14 protein-coding genes are annotated in these 18,646 nt (G+C 66.7%); 7 read left to right on the top strand and 7 right to left on the bottom strand.

The annotated features are described in order from the left end of the window. Window positions 1-2 precede the first annotated feature (2 nt). From DFO47_RS10000 to DFO47_RS09990, 3 genes are read right to left on the bottom strand one after another with little or no spacing between them, the layout of a single operon-like run. Window positions 3-914 carry a MaoC/PaaZ C-terminal domain-containing protein gene (locus DFO47_RS10000; protein ID WP_133831545.1) on the bottom strand — a complete coding sequence of 304 codons (912 nt, stop codon included), beginning with the start codon at window positions 912-914 and terminating at the stop codon, window positions 3-5. Next, the gene (locus DFO47_RS09995) at window positions 911-2,251 is read right to left on the bottom strand and encodes a 3-oxoacyl-ACP reductase (protein WP_133831544.1); all 1,341 of its coding nucleotides are present in this window, start codon (window positions 2,249-2,251) and stop codon (window positions 911-913) included. Before DFO47_RS09995 ends, DFO47_RS10000 begins: the two co-directional genes overlap by 4 nt. Window positions 2,252-2,260: 9 nt before the next feature. Continuing rightward, window positions 2,261-3,616, bottom strand: a complete 1,356-nt coding sequence (locus DFO47_RS09990; RefSeq protein WP_133831543.1) for an acetyl-CoA C-acetyltransferase — start codon at window positions 3,614-3,616, stop codon at window positions 2,261-2,263. A gap of 61 nt (window positions 3,617-3,677) precedes the next feature. Between DFO47_RS09990 and DFO47_RS09985 the strand changes: the two genes are divergently transcribed. After that, entirely contained in the window at window positions 3,678-4,406 is a 729-nt protein-coding gene (locus tag DFO47_RS09985) for a TetR/AcrR family transcriptional regulator (RefSeq protein WP_133831542.1), read from the top strand. A 1-nt stretch (window position 4,407) separates the two neighbouring features. Beyond that, on the top strand, window positions 4,408-6,522 hold the full coding sequence (locus DFO47_RS09980) for an acyl-CoA dehydrogenase (RefSeq protein ID WP_133831541.1): 2,115 nt from the start codon (window positions 4,408-4,410) through the stop codon (window positions 6,520-6,522). A gap of 92 nt (window positions 6,523-6,614) precedes the next feature. On the opposite strand, the gene glgA is transcribed toward DFO47_RS09980, so the two are convergent. Beyond that, window positions 6,615-7,820 carry a glycogen synthase gene (gene glgA, locus DFO47_RS09975; protein ID WP_026264462.1) on the bottom strand — a complete coding sequence of 402 codons (1,206 nt, stop codon included), beginning with the start codon at window positions 7,818-7,820 and terminating at the stop codon, window positions 6,615-6,617. Window positions 7,821-7,921: 101 nt separating this feature from the next. Between glgA and glgC the strand changes: the two genes are divergently transcribed. From glgC to DFO47_RS09960, 3 genes are all read left to right on the top strand, one after another. After that, window positions 7,922-9,334 carry a glucose-1-phosphate adenylyltransferase gene (gene glgC / locus DFO47_RS09970; RefSeq protein WP_133831540.1) on the top strand — a complete coding sequence of 471 codons (1,413 nt, stop codon included), beginning with the start codon at window positions 7,922-7,924 and terminating at the stop codon, window positions 9,332-9,334. Window positions 9,335-9,421: 87 nt separating this feature from the next. Continuing rightward, window positions 9,422-10,873 carry an SDR family NAD(P)-dependent oxidoreductase gene (locus DFO47_RS09965; protein WP_133831539.1) on the top strand — a complete coding sequence of 484 codons (1,452 nt, stop codon included), beginning with the start codon at window positions 9,422-9,424 and terminating at the stop codon, window positions 10,871-10,873. An 18-nt stretch (window positions 10,874-10,891) separates the two neighbouring features. Further along, window positions 10,892-11,362 carry a pyridoxamine 5'-phosphate oxidase family protein gene (locus DFO47_RS09960; protein WP_026264461.1) on the top strand — a complete coding sequence of 157 codons (471 nt, stop codon included), beginning with the start codon at window positions 10,892-10,894 and terminating at the stop codon, window positions 11,360-11,362. 47 nt (window positions 11,363-11,409) lie between these two features. Here the strand turns inward: DFO47_RS09960 and DFO47_RS09955 are convergent, their stop codons facing one another. The 3 genes from DFO47_RS09955 to DFO47_RS09945 are packed head-to-tail and all read right to left on the bottom strand — an operon-like array spanning window position 11,410 to window position 14,801. Continuing rightward, complete coding sequence (locus DFO47_RS09955; protein ID WP_018761309.1) at window positions 11,410-12,261, bottom strand: transglutaminase family protein; 852 nt, start codon at window positions 12,259-12,261, stop codon at window positions 11,410-11,412. Further along, window positions 12,258-13,184, bottom strand: coding sequence for an alpha-E domain-containing protein (locus tag DFO47_RS09950; RefSeq protein ID WP_018761308.1), 927 nt, complete (start codon window positions 13,182-13,184; stop codon window positions 12,258-12,260). Before DFO47_RS09950 ends, DFO47_RS09955 begins: the two co-directional genes overlap by 4 nt. Window positions 13,185-13,244: 60 nt before the next feature. After that, the gene (locus DFO47_RS09945; protein ID WP_018761307.1) at window positions 13,245-14,801 is read right to left on the bottom strand and encodes a circularly permuted type 2 ATP-grasp protein; all 1,557 of its coding nucleotides are present in this window, start codon (window positions 14,799-14,801) and stop codon (window positions 13,245-13,247) included. A 179-nt stretch (window positions 14,802-14,980) separates the two neighbouring features. Between DFO47_RS09945 and DFO47_RS09940 the strand changes: the two genes are divergently transcribed. Both DFO47_RS09940 and pepN read left to right on the top strand, forming a co-directional pair. Further along, on the top strand, window positions 14,981-15,973 hold the full coding sequence (locus DFO47_RS09940; protein ID WP_133831688.1) for a putative sulfate exporter family transporter: 993 nt from the start codon (window positions 14,981-14,983) through the stop codon (window positions 15,971-15,973). A 33-nt stretch (window positions 15,974-16,006) separates the two neighbouring features. Then, complete coding sequence (gene pepN, locus DFO47_RS09935; RefSeq protein ID WP_133831538.1) at window positions 16,007-18,643, top strand: aminopeptidase N; 2,637 nt, start codon at window positions 16,007-16,009, stop codon at window positions 18,641-18,643. Window positions 18,644-18,646 lie beyond the last annotated feature (3 nt).

Raw genomic sequence — 18,646 nt, 5'->3', positions numbered from 1 at the left:
GCCTAAAGCGCTGAGACTGTGCCGTGGAAGTGGCGCCGCCCCGAACGTGGGTTCCAGGCCACATAGCGCGAATGTTTCCACGCACCGGACGAGGCCTGGTCCGTGCTGATCTCCAAAGCCACCCGGCACGGCAGGAAAACCGGCGCTTCAAACTCCACGTCCCAGCTGAACGCGTCGCCCCGGGCGGGACCGACGTCGGCGAGCGCACGCGAGGCGAGGTACATTCCGTGGGCTATCGACCGGCGCATCCCCAGCGCCTTGGCCGAGAGGACGCTCAGGTGGATTGGATTAAAGTCACCTGACACGGCGGCGTACGCCCGTCCTGTGTCCACCCCCAAGTGCCACAGCGCCGTCGGTGCCGGAGCAGTGAATTCCGGTTTCGGCGCCGCGGCGGTTGGTTTGTCGATGCCGGGAAGGAACAACCCCTTGGCCAGGTAGGTGGAAACTCCGCGCCAGTGAATGTCCGCCGAGCCCGCGCGTCGCACCTCAGCCACGACGTCCACCTGCGTCCCTGCCCGGTGGCCTCGAAGATTTTCCACCCTGGCGGTCATGTCAAGCACGTCCGTGAAGACCAACGGCGTCCTCTGCTCAACGCTGTTGCGCAGGTGGATCATCCCCAGCAGCGGCAGCGGGAAGTCGTCGCGGTTCATGACGCTCATGGCGAGGGGAAAGGCCAGGGCATGGATGAAGCCGGCAGGCAGGACGTCACTGGCGGTCTCACCAATGAGGTGCTGGTACGCCGTGAGGTTTCCAACGTCCACGGTGACGCCCCTGACGTCGTGGCTCTCGGCCGGAAGATCGGCGGAATCATGCGTTCCCAGGAGCCTGCGCCGTGCTGCCTGGGCGGCGGCGTTGACATACAGCCTGGACAGCGAGGGCATCTCCGCCAGGATCACTGGTTGCTGGAGTGTCATGCCCCCACCAGGTTTTGACCGCACACCCGCAACACCTCCCCGTTGATACCACCTGCGGCGTCGCTGGCCAGGAAGGCAATGGTTTCCGCCACGTCCGCGGGAAGGCCTCCCTGTTGCAGCGAGTTGAGCCGGCGCGCCACCTCACGGACCGCAAAAGGGATCCGCGCAGTCATCTCGGTCTCAATGAACCCGGGCGCGACGGCATTGATGGTGCCGCCACTGGCGGCGAGCAGCGGTGCCGTGGCCCGCACCATTCCCATCACGCCTGCTTTGGAGGCGGCGTAGTTGGTTTGGCCCCTGTTGCCGGCAATGCCACTCGTGGAGGCAACTGACACGATCCGCGGTGACGAGCGGAAGTGGTCCGCGGCGAGGAGGGCTTCGTTGATCCGAAGCTGGGCTGCGATGTTGATGTTGATGACCGAGTTCCACCGGGAATGGTCCATGTTGGCCAGCAGTTTGTCCCGGGTAATCCCGGCATTGTGCACGACGATATCCAGGCGGCCATGCCGCTGCGCTGCATGCTCAAGGATCCGCGCCCCGGCGTCTGCGCCGCTGATGTCCAGCTGCAGCGCCGTACCCCTCACCTCGTTGGCCACGGCCGCCAGCTGGTCACCCGCCGCCGGAATGTCAACCAGGACCAGCATGGCACCGTCGCGGTGCAGGGTCCGGGCAATCTGCGCGCCGATACCCCTGGCTGCGCCTGTCACCGCAGCGACCTTGCCCTCCAGCGGCCGGTCCGTGTTGGCGGGAAGCGCACCGTCCGGGGAAGAGACCGTCAGGAACTGCCCGTCAACAAATGCCGAGCGGCTGGAAAGGAAGAACCTGATGGCGCCCAGTGCGCTGGGACTCGTGGTGGTGGTGCCGTCCGAGAGGAGGACACCGTTGGCCGTGGCGCCCGCCCGCAGCTCTTTGGCCAGGGAACGCAGGAAACCATCCACGCCCTGGCGGGCAGCCGCTGCTGCAGGGGAAGAAACGCCCGCCGCGGGCCGGGACACCGTAATGACCCGACCTCCGGCCCGCAGGTCCCGCAACGAACCTGCAGCGGAGAGTACCGGCTGTTCCAAATCCGCGGGATGCTCCAGCTCGTCGAGGACCAGGATGATGGCGCCCAGCTTTTCGGCCGGAACGGCGTGCCTCCGGACATCGAGGTCCCACGACAGCAGTTCGGTGGCGAGGCTGTCCGCCGCAGGACTGTTTCCGACGACGACGACCGGGCCAACGACCAGCGGTTGTCCTGGCTGGTAGCGCCGAAGCACTGCGGGCTGCGGGAGTCCGAGCTTTCTGGCCAGGTTGCGGCCCGCGCCGCTGTTGACCAGCTGGGTATATGTATCCGTCATGACTGCCCCCTACACCGATTCCAGGATTGCGACGACGCCCTGGCCGCCTGCCGCGCACACAGACACCAGGCCGCGGACGGGCCGGCCCTCCGCGTCCGCCTTGGCGTGCAGCATCTTGGCCAGCGAACCCACGATCCGTCCGCCGGTGGCGGCGAAGGGATGACCCGCCGCGAGCGAAGATCCGTTGACGTTGAGGCATGAACGGTCGACGCTGCCGAACGCGCCGTCAAGCCCGAGACGGGTCCGGCAGAATTCCTCGTCCTCCCATGCGGCCAGCGTGCTGAGGACCGTGGCGGCGAAGGCTTCATGGATTTCGAAGAAGTCGAAGTCTCCCAGTGTCAGGTTCTGCCTGGCCAGGAGCCGCGGCACGGCGAAGACCGGGGCCATCAACAGGCCATCCTTGCCGTGTACAAAGTCCACTGCTGCGGCTTCGGCGTCCACCACGGCGGCGAGTTTGGGCAGGTCGCGGGCATCGGCCCAGTCGTCGGAGGCAAGAAGGACGGTTGAGGCGCCGTCGGTCAACGGGGTGGAGTTGCCTGCTGTCATGGTGGCGCCGGCGCCCAGGTTCCTGCCGAACACCGGCTTCAGCGATGCCAGTTTTTCCAAGGAAGTATCAGCGCGGAGATTGGCGTCCCGCGTCAGTCCCCGGTAGGGAGTCAGCAGGTCGTCGAAGAAGCCTGAATCATAGGCGGCTGCGAGGTTACGGTGGCTGTTCAGTGCCAGTTCGTCCTGCGCTTCGCGGGAAATCTGCCACTGCGCCGTGGTCAGCGCCTGGTGCTCCCCCATGGACAGGCCGGTGCGCGGTTCCGCGGTACCGGGCGCCAGCGGCGCCAGGTCCTTTGGCCGGAGGCGGCTCAGGATCTGGAGCCGCTGTGGAAGCGACTTGGCGCGGTTGAGGTCAAGGATGATGTCGCGGAGCCCCTCGCTGACCACCACGGGGGCATCAGAGGCTGAGTCCACGCCGCCCGCGATGGCGGAATCGATCTGTCCAAGCTTGATCTTGTTGGCCAGCCCCACCACGGTTTCGAGACCGGTGGCGCATGCCTGCTGGAGGTCGTACACCGGGGTTTCGGCGGACAGTGCAGACCCCAGGACGGCTTCCCGGGTGAGGTTGAAGTCCCTGGAGTGCTTCAGGACGGCTCCTGCGGCAACCTGTCCGATCCGTTCGTCCTGGAGGCCGAACCGTGCGATCAGGCCGTCAAGGGCTGCGGTCAGCATGTCCTGGTTGGAGGACTTTGCGTAGGCGCCGCCGGCGCGCGCGAAGGGAATCCTGTTGCCGCCAACAATCACCGCCCTGCGCGGCGCAGAAACTGCTGGTCGAACTGATTCGACAGGTGCTGGCGTGGACTGTCCGTCGATGGACATGGGTGGCTCCTCTGCTCACATGCGGTTACCGATACCCAGCGTACCTGATACGCTGGGTATCGTGAACTTCCACACTTCCAGCCTTCCGCTTACCGTCGAGCTCCCGCCTGCCGCCAGTTCAGACGGCCGCTCGGCACGCTGGCAGAGTCACCGCGAGGAACGCCGCCGGGAGCTGATCAAGCAGGCCCGCAGAGCGGTCCATGCCCTCGGAAGCGATGCGTCCATGGAGGAGATCGCCACCGCGGCAGGAACCTCCAAGTCCGTTTTCTACCGCTACTTCGGGGACAAAGCCGGCCTGCAACAGGCGGTGGGGGAAGTGGTCCTGAGCCAGATGCAGAACCGCATCAAGGAAGCCGCGCAGAGTGCCGTGACGCCGCGGGAAGGCTTGCTCGCGATGGTCTCGGCCTACCTGCAGATGGCGGACACCAGCCCCAGCGTCTATGCATTCGTCACCAGCTACACCCCCGCCGAGCCCACGGAACCCACGTCTCCCGCGACGTCGGCCGGCGCCCTGGGCCACTTCTTCGATGCCATTGCGGACATGATCGCTGCGCCCATGCGCTCCCATCTGGGTGATGTGGGGGAAACGGTCATCGGATTCTGGCCCCGGGCCGCGATCGGCCTGGTACGGAACGCTGGAGAGCAATGGCTCAACACTCCGGACTCCCCCGCCAAGCCCAGCCAGGAAGCCATGGCCCGCCACATTACGGCGTGGCTGTGTGTTGGCATAGCACCCGAACTCACCCCCGCCCCACCGACCACCAAGTTATCCGCCAAAGAAGGACTGTGACATGACTGACGTAGTGGACCGCACCGCCCGAAAAGGGCTCCGCTCCCCGGCAACCCCGGCAGCCAACCCCGTAGCCGACTCCCCTGCACCCGCCGTCGACGTCGCGGCCCTGGGCCGGCAGCTCCTGGGAAAGTGGGCCGATGTCCGGCTCCAAGCCCGGGACCTGGCTGCACGGCCGGAACTGCACAAGGTCGAGGGCCTGACACATACGGACCATCGCCAACGGGTATTCGGCCAGCTGCAATACCTCGTGGACAACAACGCCGTCCACCGCGCATTCCCGGCGGAACTGGGCGGCTCCGACGACCACGGCGGAAACATCGCCGGGTTCGAGGAACTCGTGGTGGCGGATCCTTCACTGCAGATCAAGGCCGGGGTCCAGTGGGGGCTGTTCGGGTCGGCCGTCATGCACCTGGGCACGGCCGAACACCACGCCAAGTGGCTGCCGGGCATCATGAGCCTGGCCATCCCCGGTTGCTTCGCCATGACGGAAACAGGGCACGGTTCTGATGTTGCCAGCATCGCCACCACGGCCACCTATGACCCGGATACCGAGGAATTCATCATCCACACCCCGTTCCGTGCAGCGTGGAAGGACTACATCGGCAACGCTGCCATGGACGGACTGGGAGCAGTGGTGTTCGCCCAGCTTGTCACCAGGGGAGTCAACCACGGCGTCCACGCACTCTATGTTGACCTCCGGGACCCGGACACCAAGGAGTTCCTGCCCGGCATCGGCGGCGAGGATGATGGCATCAAGGGCGGCCTGAACGGGATCGACAACGGCCGCCTGCACTTCACGAACGTCCGCGTCCCGCGCACCAACCTCCTGAACCGGTACGGCAACGTGGACGCCGATGGCGCCTACACGTCCCCCATTGCGAGTCCCGGCCGCCGCTTCTTCACGATGCTGGGAACGCTGGTCCAAGGGCGCGTGTCCCTGGACGGCGCTGCCGTTGCCGCGTCCAAGCTGGCGTTGAAGGCGGCCATCCAGTACGCCACCGAACGCCGCCAGTTCAACGCTTCGTCCCACACCGACGAGGAAGTCCTGCTGGACTACCAGCGGCACCAGCGGAGGCTTTTCACCCGCCTCGCCACCACCTATGCTGCCGGCTTTGCCCATGAACAGCTGCTGCAGAAGTTCGACGACGTCTTCTCCGGCGCGCACGACACCGACGCGGACCGCCAGGACCTCGAAACCCTCGCGGCGGCGCTTAAGCCGCTGAGCACCTGGCACGCGCTGGATACCCTGCAGGAGTGCCGGGAGGCATGCGGCGGTGCCGGATTCCTGATCGAGAACCGGTTCGCCTCGCTCCGGGCCGACCTTGACGTCTATGCCACGTTCGAGGGCGACAACACCGTGCTGCTGCAGCTTGTGGCCAAGCGCCTGCTCGCCGACTACGCCAAGGAGTTCCGGAACGTGGACTTCGGCGTGCTGGCGCGCTACGTGGTAAACCAGGCGGCCGGCGCCGCGGTCCACCGCACCGGCCTGCGCCAGGTGGCGCAGTTCGTGGCGGACACCGGGTCGGTCCAGAAGGCTGCGATCGCCCTCCGCGACGAGGAAGGCCAGCGCGCGCTCCTGACCGACAGGGTGCAGACCATGGTGGCTGAGGCGGGTGCCGCACTCAAGGGCAGCAAGCGCCTCTCGCAGGACAAGGGCGCAGCCTTGTTCAACAGGCACCAGAACGAACTTATCGACGCTGCCCAGGCACACGCCGAGCTGCTGCAGTGGGAGGCCTTTACCGAGGCGCTCCAGCAGGTGGCCGACCCGGGCACCAGGAAGGTCCTGACCTGGCTGCGGGACCTCTTTGGCCTGTCCCTGATCGAGAAGAATCTGTCCTGGTACCTCATGAACGGCCGCCTCTCCATGCAGCGGGCACGGACAGTGGGCGGCTACATCAACCGGCTGCTGGAGAAGATCCGTCCCCACGCCGTGGACCTGGTGGACGCTTTCGGCTACGGGGAGGACCATGTCCGCGCCGCCATCGCCACGGGTGCCGAAAAGGTGCGCCAGGACGAGGCCCGTGCGCACTTCCGGAATGAGCGTGCCAGTGGCCAGGCTCCGGTGGACGAGAAGGTCCTGATCGCTAAGACCGCGGCCGGCCGCAACGGCTGAGACACACGGGCCGCCCCCTCGAGTGGCATAACGACGACGGCGCCGCCCCCCTTCCACGGGGGCGGCGCCGGCGTCGTTTCTGCGTGGAACGCTCAGCTGGTGGCGGGCAGCACCGAACGGTAGACCTCAAGGGTGGTCTCGGTGATGGATTCCCAGGAGAAGTGTTTTTCGGCACGTTCCCGGCCGGCCTGTCCCATGGCGCGGGCACGCTCGGGATCTGACACCACTTCGGTGAGGGCTGCTGCGAACTCCTTGACGAACTTCTCCGGATCCAGCGGCGTTCCGGTCCCGTCGGTCACCTGCTCCAGGTCCACCAGGAGCCCGGTCGTGCCGTGCTCCACCACTTCGGGGATGCCGCCGGTGGCGCTGGCCACCACGGCTGCCCCGCAGGCCATCGCCTCGAGGTTGACGATTCCGAGGGGTTCGTAGATGGAGGGGCACGCGAACGCTGTGGCGTGGCTGAGCACCTGGATCAGCTCATGGCGCGGCAGCATCCGCTCGATGAGGACAACGCCCGTGCGCTGCTTCTGCAGGTCCTCGATCAGTGCGGCGGTTTCCGCTGCCAGCTCGGGGGTGTCGGCCGCGCCCAGGCACAGGACCAGCTGAACGTCGGCGGGAAGCTTCGCGGCGGCCCGCAGGAGGTAGGGGACGCCCTTTTGCCGCGTGTTTCTTCCCACAAAAACGACGCTTGGTTTGGCTGGATCGATGCCCAGGGCGCGGACGGCGTCGTCATTCTCGTCACGCTGCCACAGCGCAACATCGATGCCGTTGTGGACCACCCGGACCTTCTCCGGGTCCACGTTGGGGTAGCTGCGCAGGATGTCCTGCCGCATGCCCTCCGAAACGGCGATGATGGCGGCCGCAGCTTCGTACGCCGTCTTCTCCACCCAGGACGAAAGGGCGTAGCCACCGCCGAGCTGCTCAGCCTTCCAAGGACGCAGCGGCTCGAGGCTGTGGGCACTGAGAACGTGCGGAATTCCGTGAAGCAGCGACGCCAGATGCCCCGCCATGTTGGCGTACCAGGTGTGCGAATGGACCACGTCGGCGCCTTGGACATCCGGCACGATGCGGAGGTCCACGCCCAGGGTCTGGACCGCGGCATTGGCCCCGCCGAGGTCCTCCGGCACCTGGTAGGACGTCACCGTCGCCCCGTGGTAGTCAGCGTCCCGCGGCGCCCCGAAAGCACGAACCTGCAGGTCAACATGCTTACTAAGCACCCTGCTCAATTCGGCGACGTGCACCCCGGCGCCACCGTAGATCTCCGGCGGAAACTCTTTAGTCACAATGTCTATACGCACAAGACCCAAGGTAGTCCTTCACGCATAACTGTTCTAGTGTGAAGGAGTCCGGGTGCACCGGACTGTCTTGGGAGTTACGAAGGCGTACAGGAGCGACCACCATGCCGTTAAATAAGAAAGTCCTGGCCATTGTCCTCGCAGGCGGCGAGGGAAACAGGCTGATGCCACTGACGGCAGACCGGGCCAAACCCGCCGTGCCCTTTGCCGGCAGCTACCGACTTATCGATTTCGCGTTATCCAACCTTGTGAATTCCCGCTACCTGCAGATTGTCGTCCTGACCCAGTACAAGTCGCACAGCCTTGACCGCCACATCTCTGAGACCTGGCGCATGTCCACCCAGTTGGGCAACTACATCGCTTCCGTTCCCGCCCAGCAGCGCGTGGGCAAGAGCTGGTTCCTTGGCAGCGCCAACGCCATCTACCAATCCCTGAACCTTATCCATGACGCCAACCCCGACATCGTCGTCGTGGTCGGCGCGGACCACGTCTACCGCATGGACTTCGCCCAGATGGTGGCCCAGCACGTCCACAGCGGCGCCAAGGCCACGGTCGCGGCCGTACGGCAGCCGCTGCACATGGCCGATCAGTTCGGCGTCATCGAAGTGGACCAGAACGACTCCCAGAAGATCGCCGCGTTCGTCGAAAAGCCGGCCAGCACGCCGGGCCTGGCGGCGGACCCGTCCCAGTTCCTGGCCTCCATGGGCAACTACGTATTCGACGCTGACGCCCTGGTGGCAGCCCTGCATGTGGATGCCGAGCGGCTGGACACCAAACACGACATGGGCGGCGACATCATCCCCTACTTCGTCAACCGTGGTGAAGCCGGTGTCTACGACTTCACGCTCAACGACATTCCCGGCTCCACCGACCGTGACCGCACCTACTGGCGCGACGTGGGCACCATCGACTCCTTCTACGATGCCCACATGGACCTCATCTCCCCGATGCCGGTGTTCAACCTCTACAACTCCGAGTGGCCCATCTACACCCGGCAAAGCATCTCGCCGCCCGCGAAGTTTGTCCGGGGCGACAACAACACGGTGGGAACGGCCCTGGACTCGATCGTGGCCAGCGGCGTGGTCATCTCCGGCGGCATCGTTGAAGGCTCCGTCCTTTCCAACGACGTCTACGTGGCCACGAGCGCCAGGATCACGGACTCGGTCCTGATGGACAAGGTTCAGGTTGGAGCAGGCGCCGTGATCAACCGGGCCATCCTGGACAAGAATGTCAAGGTGCCGGCAGGGGCTGCCATCGGCCTGGACCCGGACCTGGACCGGGCGCGTGGTTTCAAGGTCACCGAATCCGGCATCACCGTCCTGGCCAAAGGCCAGCAGGTACCGGAACCCGGCGACGACGAACGGCAGCTGGCCGCCCAACACCTGGGGCTCATGCCAAACGCCGTCAAGGCTGCGGCTGACCAGTACCCCGAGGTCCGCGAGACCGTGGGCAAGGTGGCCGGGACGCACGCGGCCGCCGCGGCGCAGGCCTCACCGGACGGCGCCAGGGTGTCCTGACCTAGTACTGACGGCAAGAGCATACGGCGCGGGCCGGAGCACCTGGACGGTCCTCCGGCCCGCGCCGTACGCTGTAAAATTTGGCTAATGAGCTCCCCCGATCTGACCCCTGAGGAAATCCAGGCCTGCCTCAAGGTCCTGAATACGATCCACGCGTACGACGAGGAGCACCCCGACTACGTTTCGGTGCGCCGCGCCACCGGCAAGATGTTCAAGGCCGTCAAGCGCCACCGCAGGGTCACCAAACGCGATTCCATTGCCGAAGCCGACCGGGCAGTCATCGCCCAGACCGCCACCGCTGCCCCGGACCGGATCGACGACGAAACCCGCGGCAACAAACTGGCCCCGTCCGCCACCGGAAACATCGCCGGCCACCTCATCCGGTCACGTCCGTGCTACATCTGCAAGCAGCATTACACCCAGGTGGATGCCTTCTACCACCAGCTCTGCCCCGAATGCGCGGCCTTCAGCCACAGCAAGCGCGACGCACGCGCTGACCTCACCGGCCGGCGTGCGCTGCTCACCGGCGGCCGCGCCAAGATCGGGATGTACATCGCCCTCCGGCTGCTCCGGGACGGTGCCCATACCACCATCACCACCCGCTTCCCCAAGGACGCCGCCCGCCGGTTCGCCGCCATGGAGGACAGCGCCGACTGGCTGCACCGGCTCCGGATCGTCGGCATCGACCTCCGTGATCCGGCCCAGGTGATGGCATTGACCGATTCGCTGGACGAGGCCGGGCCGCTGGACATCATCATTAACAACGCGGCCCAGACCGTCCGTCGGTCAGGCAACGCCTACAAGCCGCTGGTGGATGCCGAGGATGAGCCGTTGCCCCCGGCCCTGGAACACGCCAACGGTGGTCCCGAGTTGCTGACCTTCGGCCACGCCCATGACAAGCACCCCCTGGCCCTGGCCGGCAGCGTGACCGAACACCCGGTCCTGGCCGGCGATGCGATCACGTCGCTCGCCCTGTCCACCGGCTCGGCGTCACTGGAACGGATTGCGTCCGGGACGGCCATCGACGCCGGGGGGCTGGTCCCGGACCTGGCCACCATCAACAGCTGGACCCAGGTGGTGGACGAAGTGGATCCGCTGGAAATGCTCGAAGTCCAGCTCTGCAACGTCACGGCCCCGTTCCTGCTGGTCAGCCGCCTTCGCGGGGCCATGAAACGGTCCACGGCGCGACGAAAGTACATCGTGAACGTCTCCGCCATGGAAGGCCAGTTCTCCCGGGCCTACAAGGGGCCGGGACACCCGCACACCAATATGGCCAAGGCAGCGCTGAACATGATGACCCGCACCAGCGCCCAGGAGATGCTGGACACCGACGGCATCCTGATGACGGCAGTGGACACCGGGTGGATCACCGACGAACGGCCCCACTTCACAAAGGTCCGGCTCATGGAGGAAGGCTTCCACGCTCCCCTGGACCTGGTGGACGGCGCGGCCCGCGTCTATGATCCGATCGTCATGGGCGAAAACGGTGAGGACCAGTACGGTGTCTTCCTCAAGGACTACAAGCCCAGCCCCTGGTGATGGGCGTATGCTCACGGCATGAGCAACGAGTCATCAACCCAAGTGGAGAACCTGGAACACCACGATTGCTGGGCATTGCTGCGGACCGTCTCCGTGGGCAGGCTCGCGGTACTGGTGGACGGGCGGCCGGACATTTTTCCGGTCAACTACACAGTGGACGGGGGCACCCTGGTGTTCCGCACCGGCCAGGGCACCAAGCTCTCCGCCGCAACCGGTGAGGACGCCGCCGTCGCCGTGGAGGCAGACGGCGTGGACCCGGCCACTGGCCTGGCGTGGAGCGTGGTGATCAAGGGGACCGCCGCACTGGTCACCAGCACCGAGGAGGTCCTCGATACCTCCCGCCTCTACCTGTTCCCCTGGCAGGCAGGACGCAAGGATGCGTTCGTGCGCGTCACCCCGGAGTCCATGACCGGGCGCCGCTTCAAAGTCACCGATCCGATGACCTGGTGGACGCAGATCAGCAGTTCTGCCAGGTCAGCACCGGAATAGGACGACGCCGCCACCTCCCCCGGCCGCGAGGGCCGGGGGCGCCGTGGTCAGGCGAGCTGGGTGATCTCGACGCTTACATTGAGGGCGGACCCGCCACCGCCGGACAGGATGCCCTTCAGCGGAGGCACGTCGCGGTAGTCCCGGCCACGCGCCACCGTGACGTGGAAGTCCCCGGCCGGTTTGTGGTTGGTGGGGTCCCAGCTGCGCCAGTCCCCGTCCCACCATTCCAGCCAGGCGTGCGACTGCCCGGCCACGGTTTCGCCGATCCCGGCACTGGACCGCGGGTGCAGGTAGCCGGAAACATACCGGGCCGGAATGCCGCAGCTCCGCAGTGCACCGATGGCAAGGTGGGCCAAGTCCTGGCAGACACCCTGACGCTGGCCCCAGGCCTCTTCCGCATTGGTGGTGACGGCGGTGGAGCCGGACATATACGTCATCTCGCCCCGCATCCAGGCAAAGACCGCCATGGCCGCCTCGTGCGGGTTCTTGCCGGCCACCACGCCGGGAACGATGCCCAGGACTTCCTCACCGGGGCCGCTCAGCCGGGACTGCGGCAGCCAGTCGCTGAACGTGTTCAGGGTGTCCGGCGACGCCAGGACGTCCCAGCCCACGATGTCCGCCTCGGTGGGGATCTTTTCCGCCCGGTGCACCTCCACAGTGATGTTGGAGACCACTTCGAGGTTGTCGTGCGGCATCTGCATGTCAAAGGCCGTCACCCGGGTGCCCCAGTAGTCACGGTAGGTGCTGACGGCTGCCTGGGACGGGGACACCTTGACCACGGATTCCAGCACTACCTGCTGGGAGTCCGTCAGCGGCGTCATCCGGGCTTCGTTGTAGGACAGCGTCACCCGCTTGTTGTATTTGTAGGCCGTCCTGTGGACGATGCTCAACCGGGTCATGACACTTCTCCCACCCAGGCAAGTTCGTCCGCCTGATTGAAGTACTTACGGGAAATGGCATCCGAGGCCTGGGAAACCGCCTTCTGCACCCGCTCCATGTGCTCTGGCAGTTCGGACATGAGGTCATCCGTCCGGTGGAACTCGAGGAAGGTCCGGGCCTGGCCAACGATGCGGCGGGCGTCGTTGATGAAGCCAACCCGCTGCGCGGACGGATCCAGCTTGGCAAGGCACTCGTCGGCGTCGCGCAGTGCGTAGACAATCGACCGCGGGAACAACCGGTCCAGGAGCAGGAATTCGGCCGCGTGCTGGTCGCCGAACGCTGCCCGCCGGGTCCGCAGGAACGATTCGTAGGCACCGGCGCAGCGGAGCATGTTGACCCAGGACATGCCCGCAGAGAGCACGTCGCGGGTCGAGAGCATCCGGGCCGTCATGTCGGCGCGTTCCAGGGATCGGCCCAGGACCAGGAAGAGCCAGCTTTCGTCGTGGCTGACCGTGGTGTCGGCCAGGCCGCTGACCATGGCCGTCCGCTCCAGGGTCCAGTTGCAGAAGCGGTAGGTGCCCACCACATCCTTGCGGTGCTGGCTGAGCCCGTAGTACGTGGTGTTCAGGCTCTCCCACAAACCGGACGAGACGGTTTCCCTTGCACGGCGGGCGTTTTCCCGGGCTGCCCCGAGGGACCCGGCGATGGACGTGGCGCTCGTCTTGTCGTAGGCCAGGGCGTGCAGCAGTTCGGGCAGGCCAAAGTCTTCGCTTTGCGGCCGGGCTCCCATTACCGCCAGGAGTTCCTGGGCAACGCTTCGGCGTTCCTCCATCGGGAGGTGGTTCAGGCGCTCCAGGTGCACGTCGAGGATGCGGGCGGTGCCGTCCGCCCGCTCCACATAGCGGCCGATCCAAAACAAGGACTCGGCAATACGGCTAAGCATTCGCGGCTACCTCCTGCGCGTCCGGAACGTTGAAAGAAAAATGCCCGACGGCGGCGCGGCTCACTGCTGCTGCTCCGACTGGCGGTCCCGCCAGTTGCTTTCCACGGGCCACACGGAGACCCGCTCGCGGACCGTGACCGACTGGCGGGGAACAGTTTCCACCGGCATCTGGGGTGAATCGGCGAGGACCCAGGTGTCCTTGGATCCGCCGCCCTGGCTGGAATTGACGATCAGGGACCCTTCCTTCAGCGCCACCCGGGTGAGCCCGCCGGGGAGCACCCAGACATTCTCGCCGTCGTTCACGGCAAAGGGCCTCAGGTCCACGTGCCGGGGACCGAATTTGTCCCCGCCGAGGGTGGGAACGGTGGATAGCTGCAGCACGGGCTGTGCGATCCAGCCGCGCGGATCTGCGATGATCCGCTGGCGGAGGGCGTCCAGTTCATCTTTGGAAGCGTCCGGGCCGATGACCAGTCCTTTGCCGCCGGACCCGTCCACCGGCTTGACCACCAGTTCGGCAAGGTTGTCCAGGGTGTACTCCCTGGCCTCCTTCTCCTCGAGGCGGAAGGTGTCCACGTTCGCGATGATGGGTTCCTCGCTGAGGTAGTAGCGGATCAGGTCAGGGACGTAACTGTAAACCAGTTTGTCGTCCGCCACGCCATTGCCCACGGCATTGGCGATGGTGACACCGCCGGCGCGGGCGGCGTTGACCAGGCCGGGGCAGCCGAGCATGGAATCGGAGCGGAATTGCAGCGGGTCCAGGAAGTCGTCGTCGATCCGCTTGTAGATGACGTCCACGCGCTGTTCGCCCGCGGTGGTGCGCATGTAGACACGGTTGCCGCGGCAGATGAGGTCGCGGCCTTCCACCAGTTCCACGCCCATGAGCCCGGCCAGGAGCGTGTGTTCGAAGTAGGCGCTGTTGAACACGCCGGGGGTGAGGACGACGACGGTGGGGTCGTCGACGCCGGCCGGCGCGGTCTTGCGCAGGGCCGAGAGCAGCCGGCGGGGATACTCCTCGACCGGCCTGATGAGCTGCTGGCCGAAGGCTTCGGGCAGGCCCTTGGCCATCGCGCGCCGGTTCTCCAGCACATAGCTCACGCCGGAGGGAACACGCACGTTGTCCTCCAGGACGCGGAACGTGCCGGCGGCGTCGCGGACGACGTCGATGCCGGAAATGTGGACCCGGACCCCGCCGGCCGGTTCAAAGCCGTGGACCTGGCGGTGGAAGTGTGCACTGGTGGTCACGAGCTGGCGCGGGATGACGCCGTCGGAGACCACCGTCATCTTGTCGTAGACGTCGTTCAGGAAAGCCTCGAGGGCGCGCACACGCTGGGCGACGCCGCGCTCCAGGACGCTCCACTCGGCGGCCGGGATGACGCGGGGAACGATGTCCAGCGGAAAGGGCCGTTCCTCGCCCGCGTAGTCGAACGTGACACCGCGGTCCAGGAAGGTGCGGGCCATCGAGTCCGCGCGCGCACTCACGTCCGCCAGCGAGAGCTTCCGGAGGGCGTCCGCCACCTGCCCGTACGAGTCCCTGGCCTGCTGGCCGGGGGCGAACATCTCGTCGTAGGCCCCGGTGCGGCCCGCGGCCTCGGAGTAATCCTGGAATAGGTCTGACATGTCCAATAGCCAACCATCTTTTTGTTTCGAATTCATTACTGCCATCCATTCTGGCGTGTTGGCACCGATGGCCCGGTTCGTACTTTACGGGCCTCTTCGGGCACAGTAGGTGAGTGCCAGACAGCAGAAGCCTCCCAGCGCCGGGCCACGGCGGTTCCCGTCGCCCGCTGGTCCGGCTCATGGCAGGCTTACTGACCGCGGCAGCCGCCGTTGCCGCCGCGTTTCTCGTGCACGGACTGGTTCCTGCCCTGCCGGCCATGACCGTTGCCGTGGTCCTGGGCGTCCTCGCCGCCAACCTGCCGGGATCGGGAGCGTGGACGGCCGGCCCTGCCAGGCCGGGTCTGGATTTCGCCGGCAAGCACCTGATGCGCGGCGGGATCGTGGTCCTTGGCCTGAAGGTCAGCGTCATGGACGTCCTGGGCCTGGGCTGGCCGGCGCTGGTCCTGATCGTGGGCGTCGTGGCTGCCAGCTTCGGCGGGACCTACGCGATCTGCCGCCTGTTCCGCCTGCCGCCGGTGACATCGCTGCTGGTGGCCACCGGGTTCTCCATCTGCGGCGCCTCGGCAATCGGCGCCATGGCCGCCGTCCGCCGCATCCGGCACGCGGATACGGTCCTGCCGGTGGCCCTGGTGACCCTCTGCGGAACCCTGGCCATTGGTGTCCTTCCCCTGCTTTCCCATCCGCTGGGGCTTTCCGCGGCCGTCTTCGGCGCCTGGACGGGTGCCTCGGTGCACGACGTCGGCCAGGTGGTGGCCACGGCGCAAACCGCCGGCACCGCGGCGCTGGCGATCGCCGTCGTCGTCAAGCTCACCCGGGTCCTGCTGCTGGCCCCGGTTGCCGCGCTGGCGGGGGCGCACCACCGCAGCGGCGCCCGGCCCCCGGCCGGGCCGGACGGTTCCACCGCGAAAAGGCCGCCGCTGGTGCCGTTGTTTGTCCTGGGGTTCGTTGCCATGGTGGCGCTTCGGTCAACGGGTTGGCTGGGTCCCGGCTGGCTCGAGGCCGGTGCCACCCTGCAGGACATCCTCCTGGGCGCAGCCTTGTTCGGGCTGGGCTCCGCGGTGCGGATCCGCACCCTGCTGCACACGGGCGGGCCGGCGCTCCTCGCGGCCCTCGCCTCCTGGCTCCTGATTGCCGTGCTGGGCCTTGCAGCCGCCTTCGTGATCGCGGGCTGAGTCAATCAAACGGCACCATGATTAGATAGCCGGGTGTCACATGAGAATCTGCAGCGCCGCGAAGCCGCTGAACGTTCAGTCCTGATCAGCACCACCAGTTACGACATCTCGCTGGATGTGCGGCAAGCGGCGGATCCGGCCGTCGCAGGGTACACGAGCCGCAGCGTCATCAACTTCACGGCTTCAGAGCCCGGCGCCAGCACGTTCCTGGATTTCATCGGCGGCGAAGTGCACAGCGTGTTCCTCAACGGCAAGGGCCTGCCGGTGGCGGAGGTGGTGGATGGCGCCCGGATCCGGCTGGACAACCTGCGGGCCGAGAACCAGGTGACCGTTACCGGCACGGCGTTGTACAGCCGCTCGGGCGAAGGCATGCACCGCTTCGTGGATCCGGCCGACGGCCAGTGCTACCTCTACACCCAGTACGAGCCGGCCGACGCCCGCCGGGTCTTCGCCAACTTCGAGCAGCCGGACCTCAAAGCCGCCTACACCTTCCATGTGACGGCGCCGGCCCACTGGCAGGTGGCATCCAACGGGGCAGAGGTGAACCGCACCCTGCTCACCAGCGATCCGGCTACCGCCCGGTGGGACTTCGCCACCACGCTGCCCCTGTCCACGTACATCACCACGGTCCTCGCCGGCCCCTACTTCAAGGCAGAAGACCGCTGGGAGGCAACACTCGACGACGGCACCCGCCTGGACGTGCCGCTCGCCCTCTACTGCCGGGCGTCCATGGCGGCGTCCTTTGACCCGGAGGCGCTGTTCGGGCTCACCAAGGCAGGCCTGGACTTCTTCAACCGCCTCTTCGACTTCCCCTACCCTTGGGGGAAGTACGACCAGGCATTCGTGCCCGAGTACAACCTGGGCGCCATGGAAAATCCCGGCCTGGTCACCTTCACGGAAAGCTACGTCTTCACGTCCCGCGCCACGGATGCGCAGTACCAGGCCCGGGCCAACACCCTGATGCACGAGATGGCGCACATGTGGTTCGGCGACCTGGTGACCATGCAGTGGTGGGACGATCTTTGGCTCAAGGAGTCGTTCGCCGACTACATGGGCACCCTGGGCGTGGACCAGGCCACCGGCTGGGACACCGCCTGGGTCAACTTCGCCAACAAGCGCAAGGCCTGGGCCTATGTGCAGGACCAGCTCCCCACTACCCACCCGATCGTGGCGGACATCCCCGACCTCGAAGCCGCCAAGCAGAACTTCGACGGCATTACCTACGCCAAGGGCGCCTCGGTGCTGAAGCAGCTGGTTGCCTACGTCGGCTTTGACGCCTTCATCGCCGGATCACGGGAGTATTTCCGCAACCACGCCTATGGAAACACCACGCTGGCCGATCTCCTCGAGGCCCTCCAGGCCGCTTCCGCCCGGGATTTGACCGGTTGGGCCCACCAGTGGCTGCAGACCTCCGGGATCTCCACCTTGTCCCTTGAGGTAGGCGCCGGCGGTTCCGACGACGGCCTGCCGGCAGGGGTGGCCATCGTCCAGGAAGCAGTGGACCCGGCCACCGGACGCGAAGAGCTGCGGCCGCACCGCCTCCGGGTCGGCTCCTACGATTTCGACGGCGAGGGCGCGCTGGTCCGTACCAGGAGCTTTGAGACCGACGTGGCGGGCGCCAGGACGGAACTCCCCCAGCTTGCCGCACAGCCACGGCCTGCCCTCATCCTGGTCAACGATGACGACCTGACGTACGCCAAGGTACGGCTGGACCCGGACTCCCTGGCGACTGTCCGCGCCGCCCTGGACCGGATCACCGACCCCATGGCCCGCGCCCTCTGCTGGACGGCCTTGTGGAACTCTGCCCGCGACGCGCAAAGCCCAGCCGCCCTCTACGTGGACGCCGTAGCCGCGTTTGCCCCCGCCGAGACCGGAATCGGCGTCCTGTTGAACATCCTCGACAACGCGGCCACCGCCGTCGAACACTATGTCCCGCCGGCAGCCAGGGACTCGGTCCGCGCGTCCTTCCTCGCCACCGCGGCAACCGAACTGGACCGGGCCACACCGGGGTCGGACCAGCAACTGGCCTGGGCGCGGACCTTGGCGGGCTTCAGCAGGCACGATCCCGCCCTGCTCCCGCGGCTCCGCGGCCTGCTGGACGGCTCAGCTCCCGTGCCAGGCCTGGCCGTCGACGCTGAACTGCGCTGGCAACTGTGGCACGCGCTGGCCGCCAACGGACAGGCCACCGCCGCCGAACTCGATGCCGAACTCGCCCGGGACACCACGGCCTCCGGCCGCGCCGGCCACGCAACGGCGATGGCGGCCCGTCCCGAAGCCCACGTGAAAGCGGCAGCCTGGGACGCCGCCGTGAAGAAAGACGAGCTTTCCAACCAGTTGCTGTCAGCCACCATCAATGGTTTCAGCACGGCACCGGCACAGTTGCTTGACCCGTACGTCGGCCCGTACTTCGATTGCCTGCGGACCGTTTGGGCTGAGCGGAGCATCGAAATCGCCAGCCGGATCGTGCGCGGGCTCTACCCGTCATCGCAGGACTTGGCGCAGGGCGCGGCTCCTGAACAGCATGCAGTGGTCCGGCGGACGGATGACTGGCTGGCGGCCAACGGGGATGCACCGCGAGCCCTGCGCCGGATCATCATCGAACAGCGAAGCCACCTGGTGCGGGCGCTCACGGCGCAGGCCGCCGGCGTTTCGTCATCGGTCGGCGGGTAACCG

Source organism: Arthrobacter sp. AG258, from assembly GCF_004364695.1.
Lineage (GTDB): Bacteria > Actinomycetota > Actinomycetes > Actinomycetales > Micrococcaceae > Arthrobacter.
This window is presented reverse-complemented; position numbering and strand designations above follow the sequence as displayed.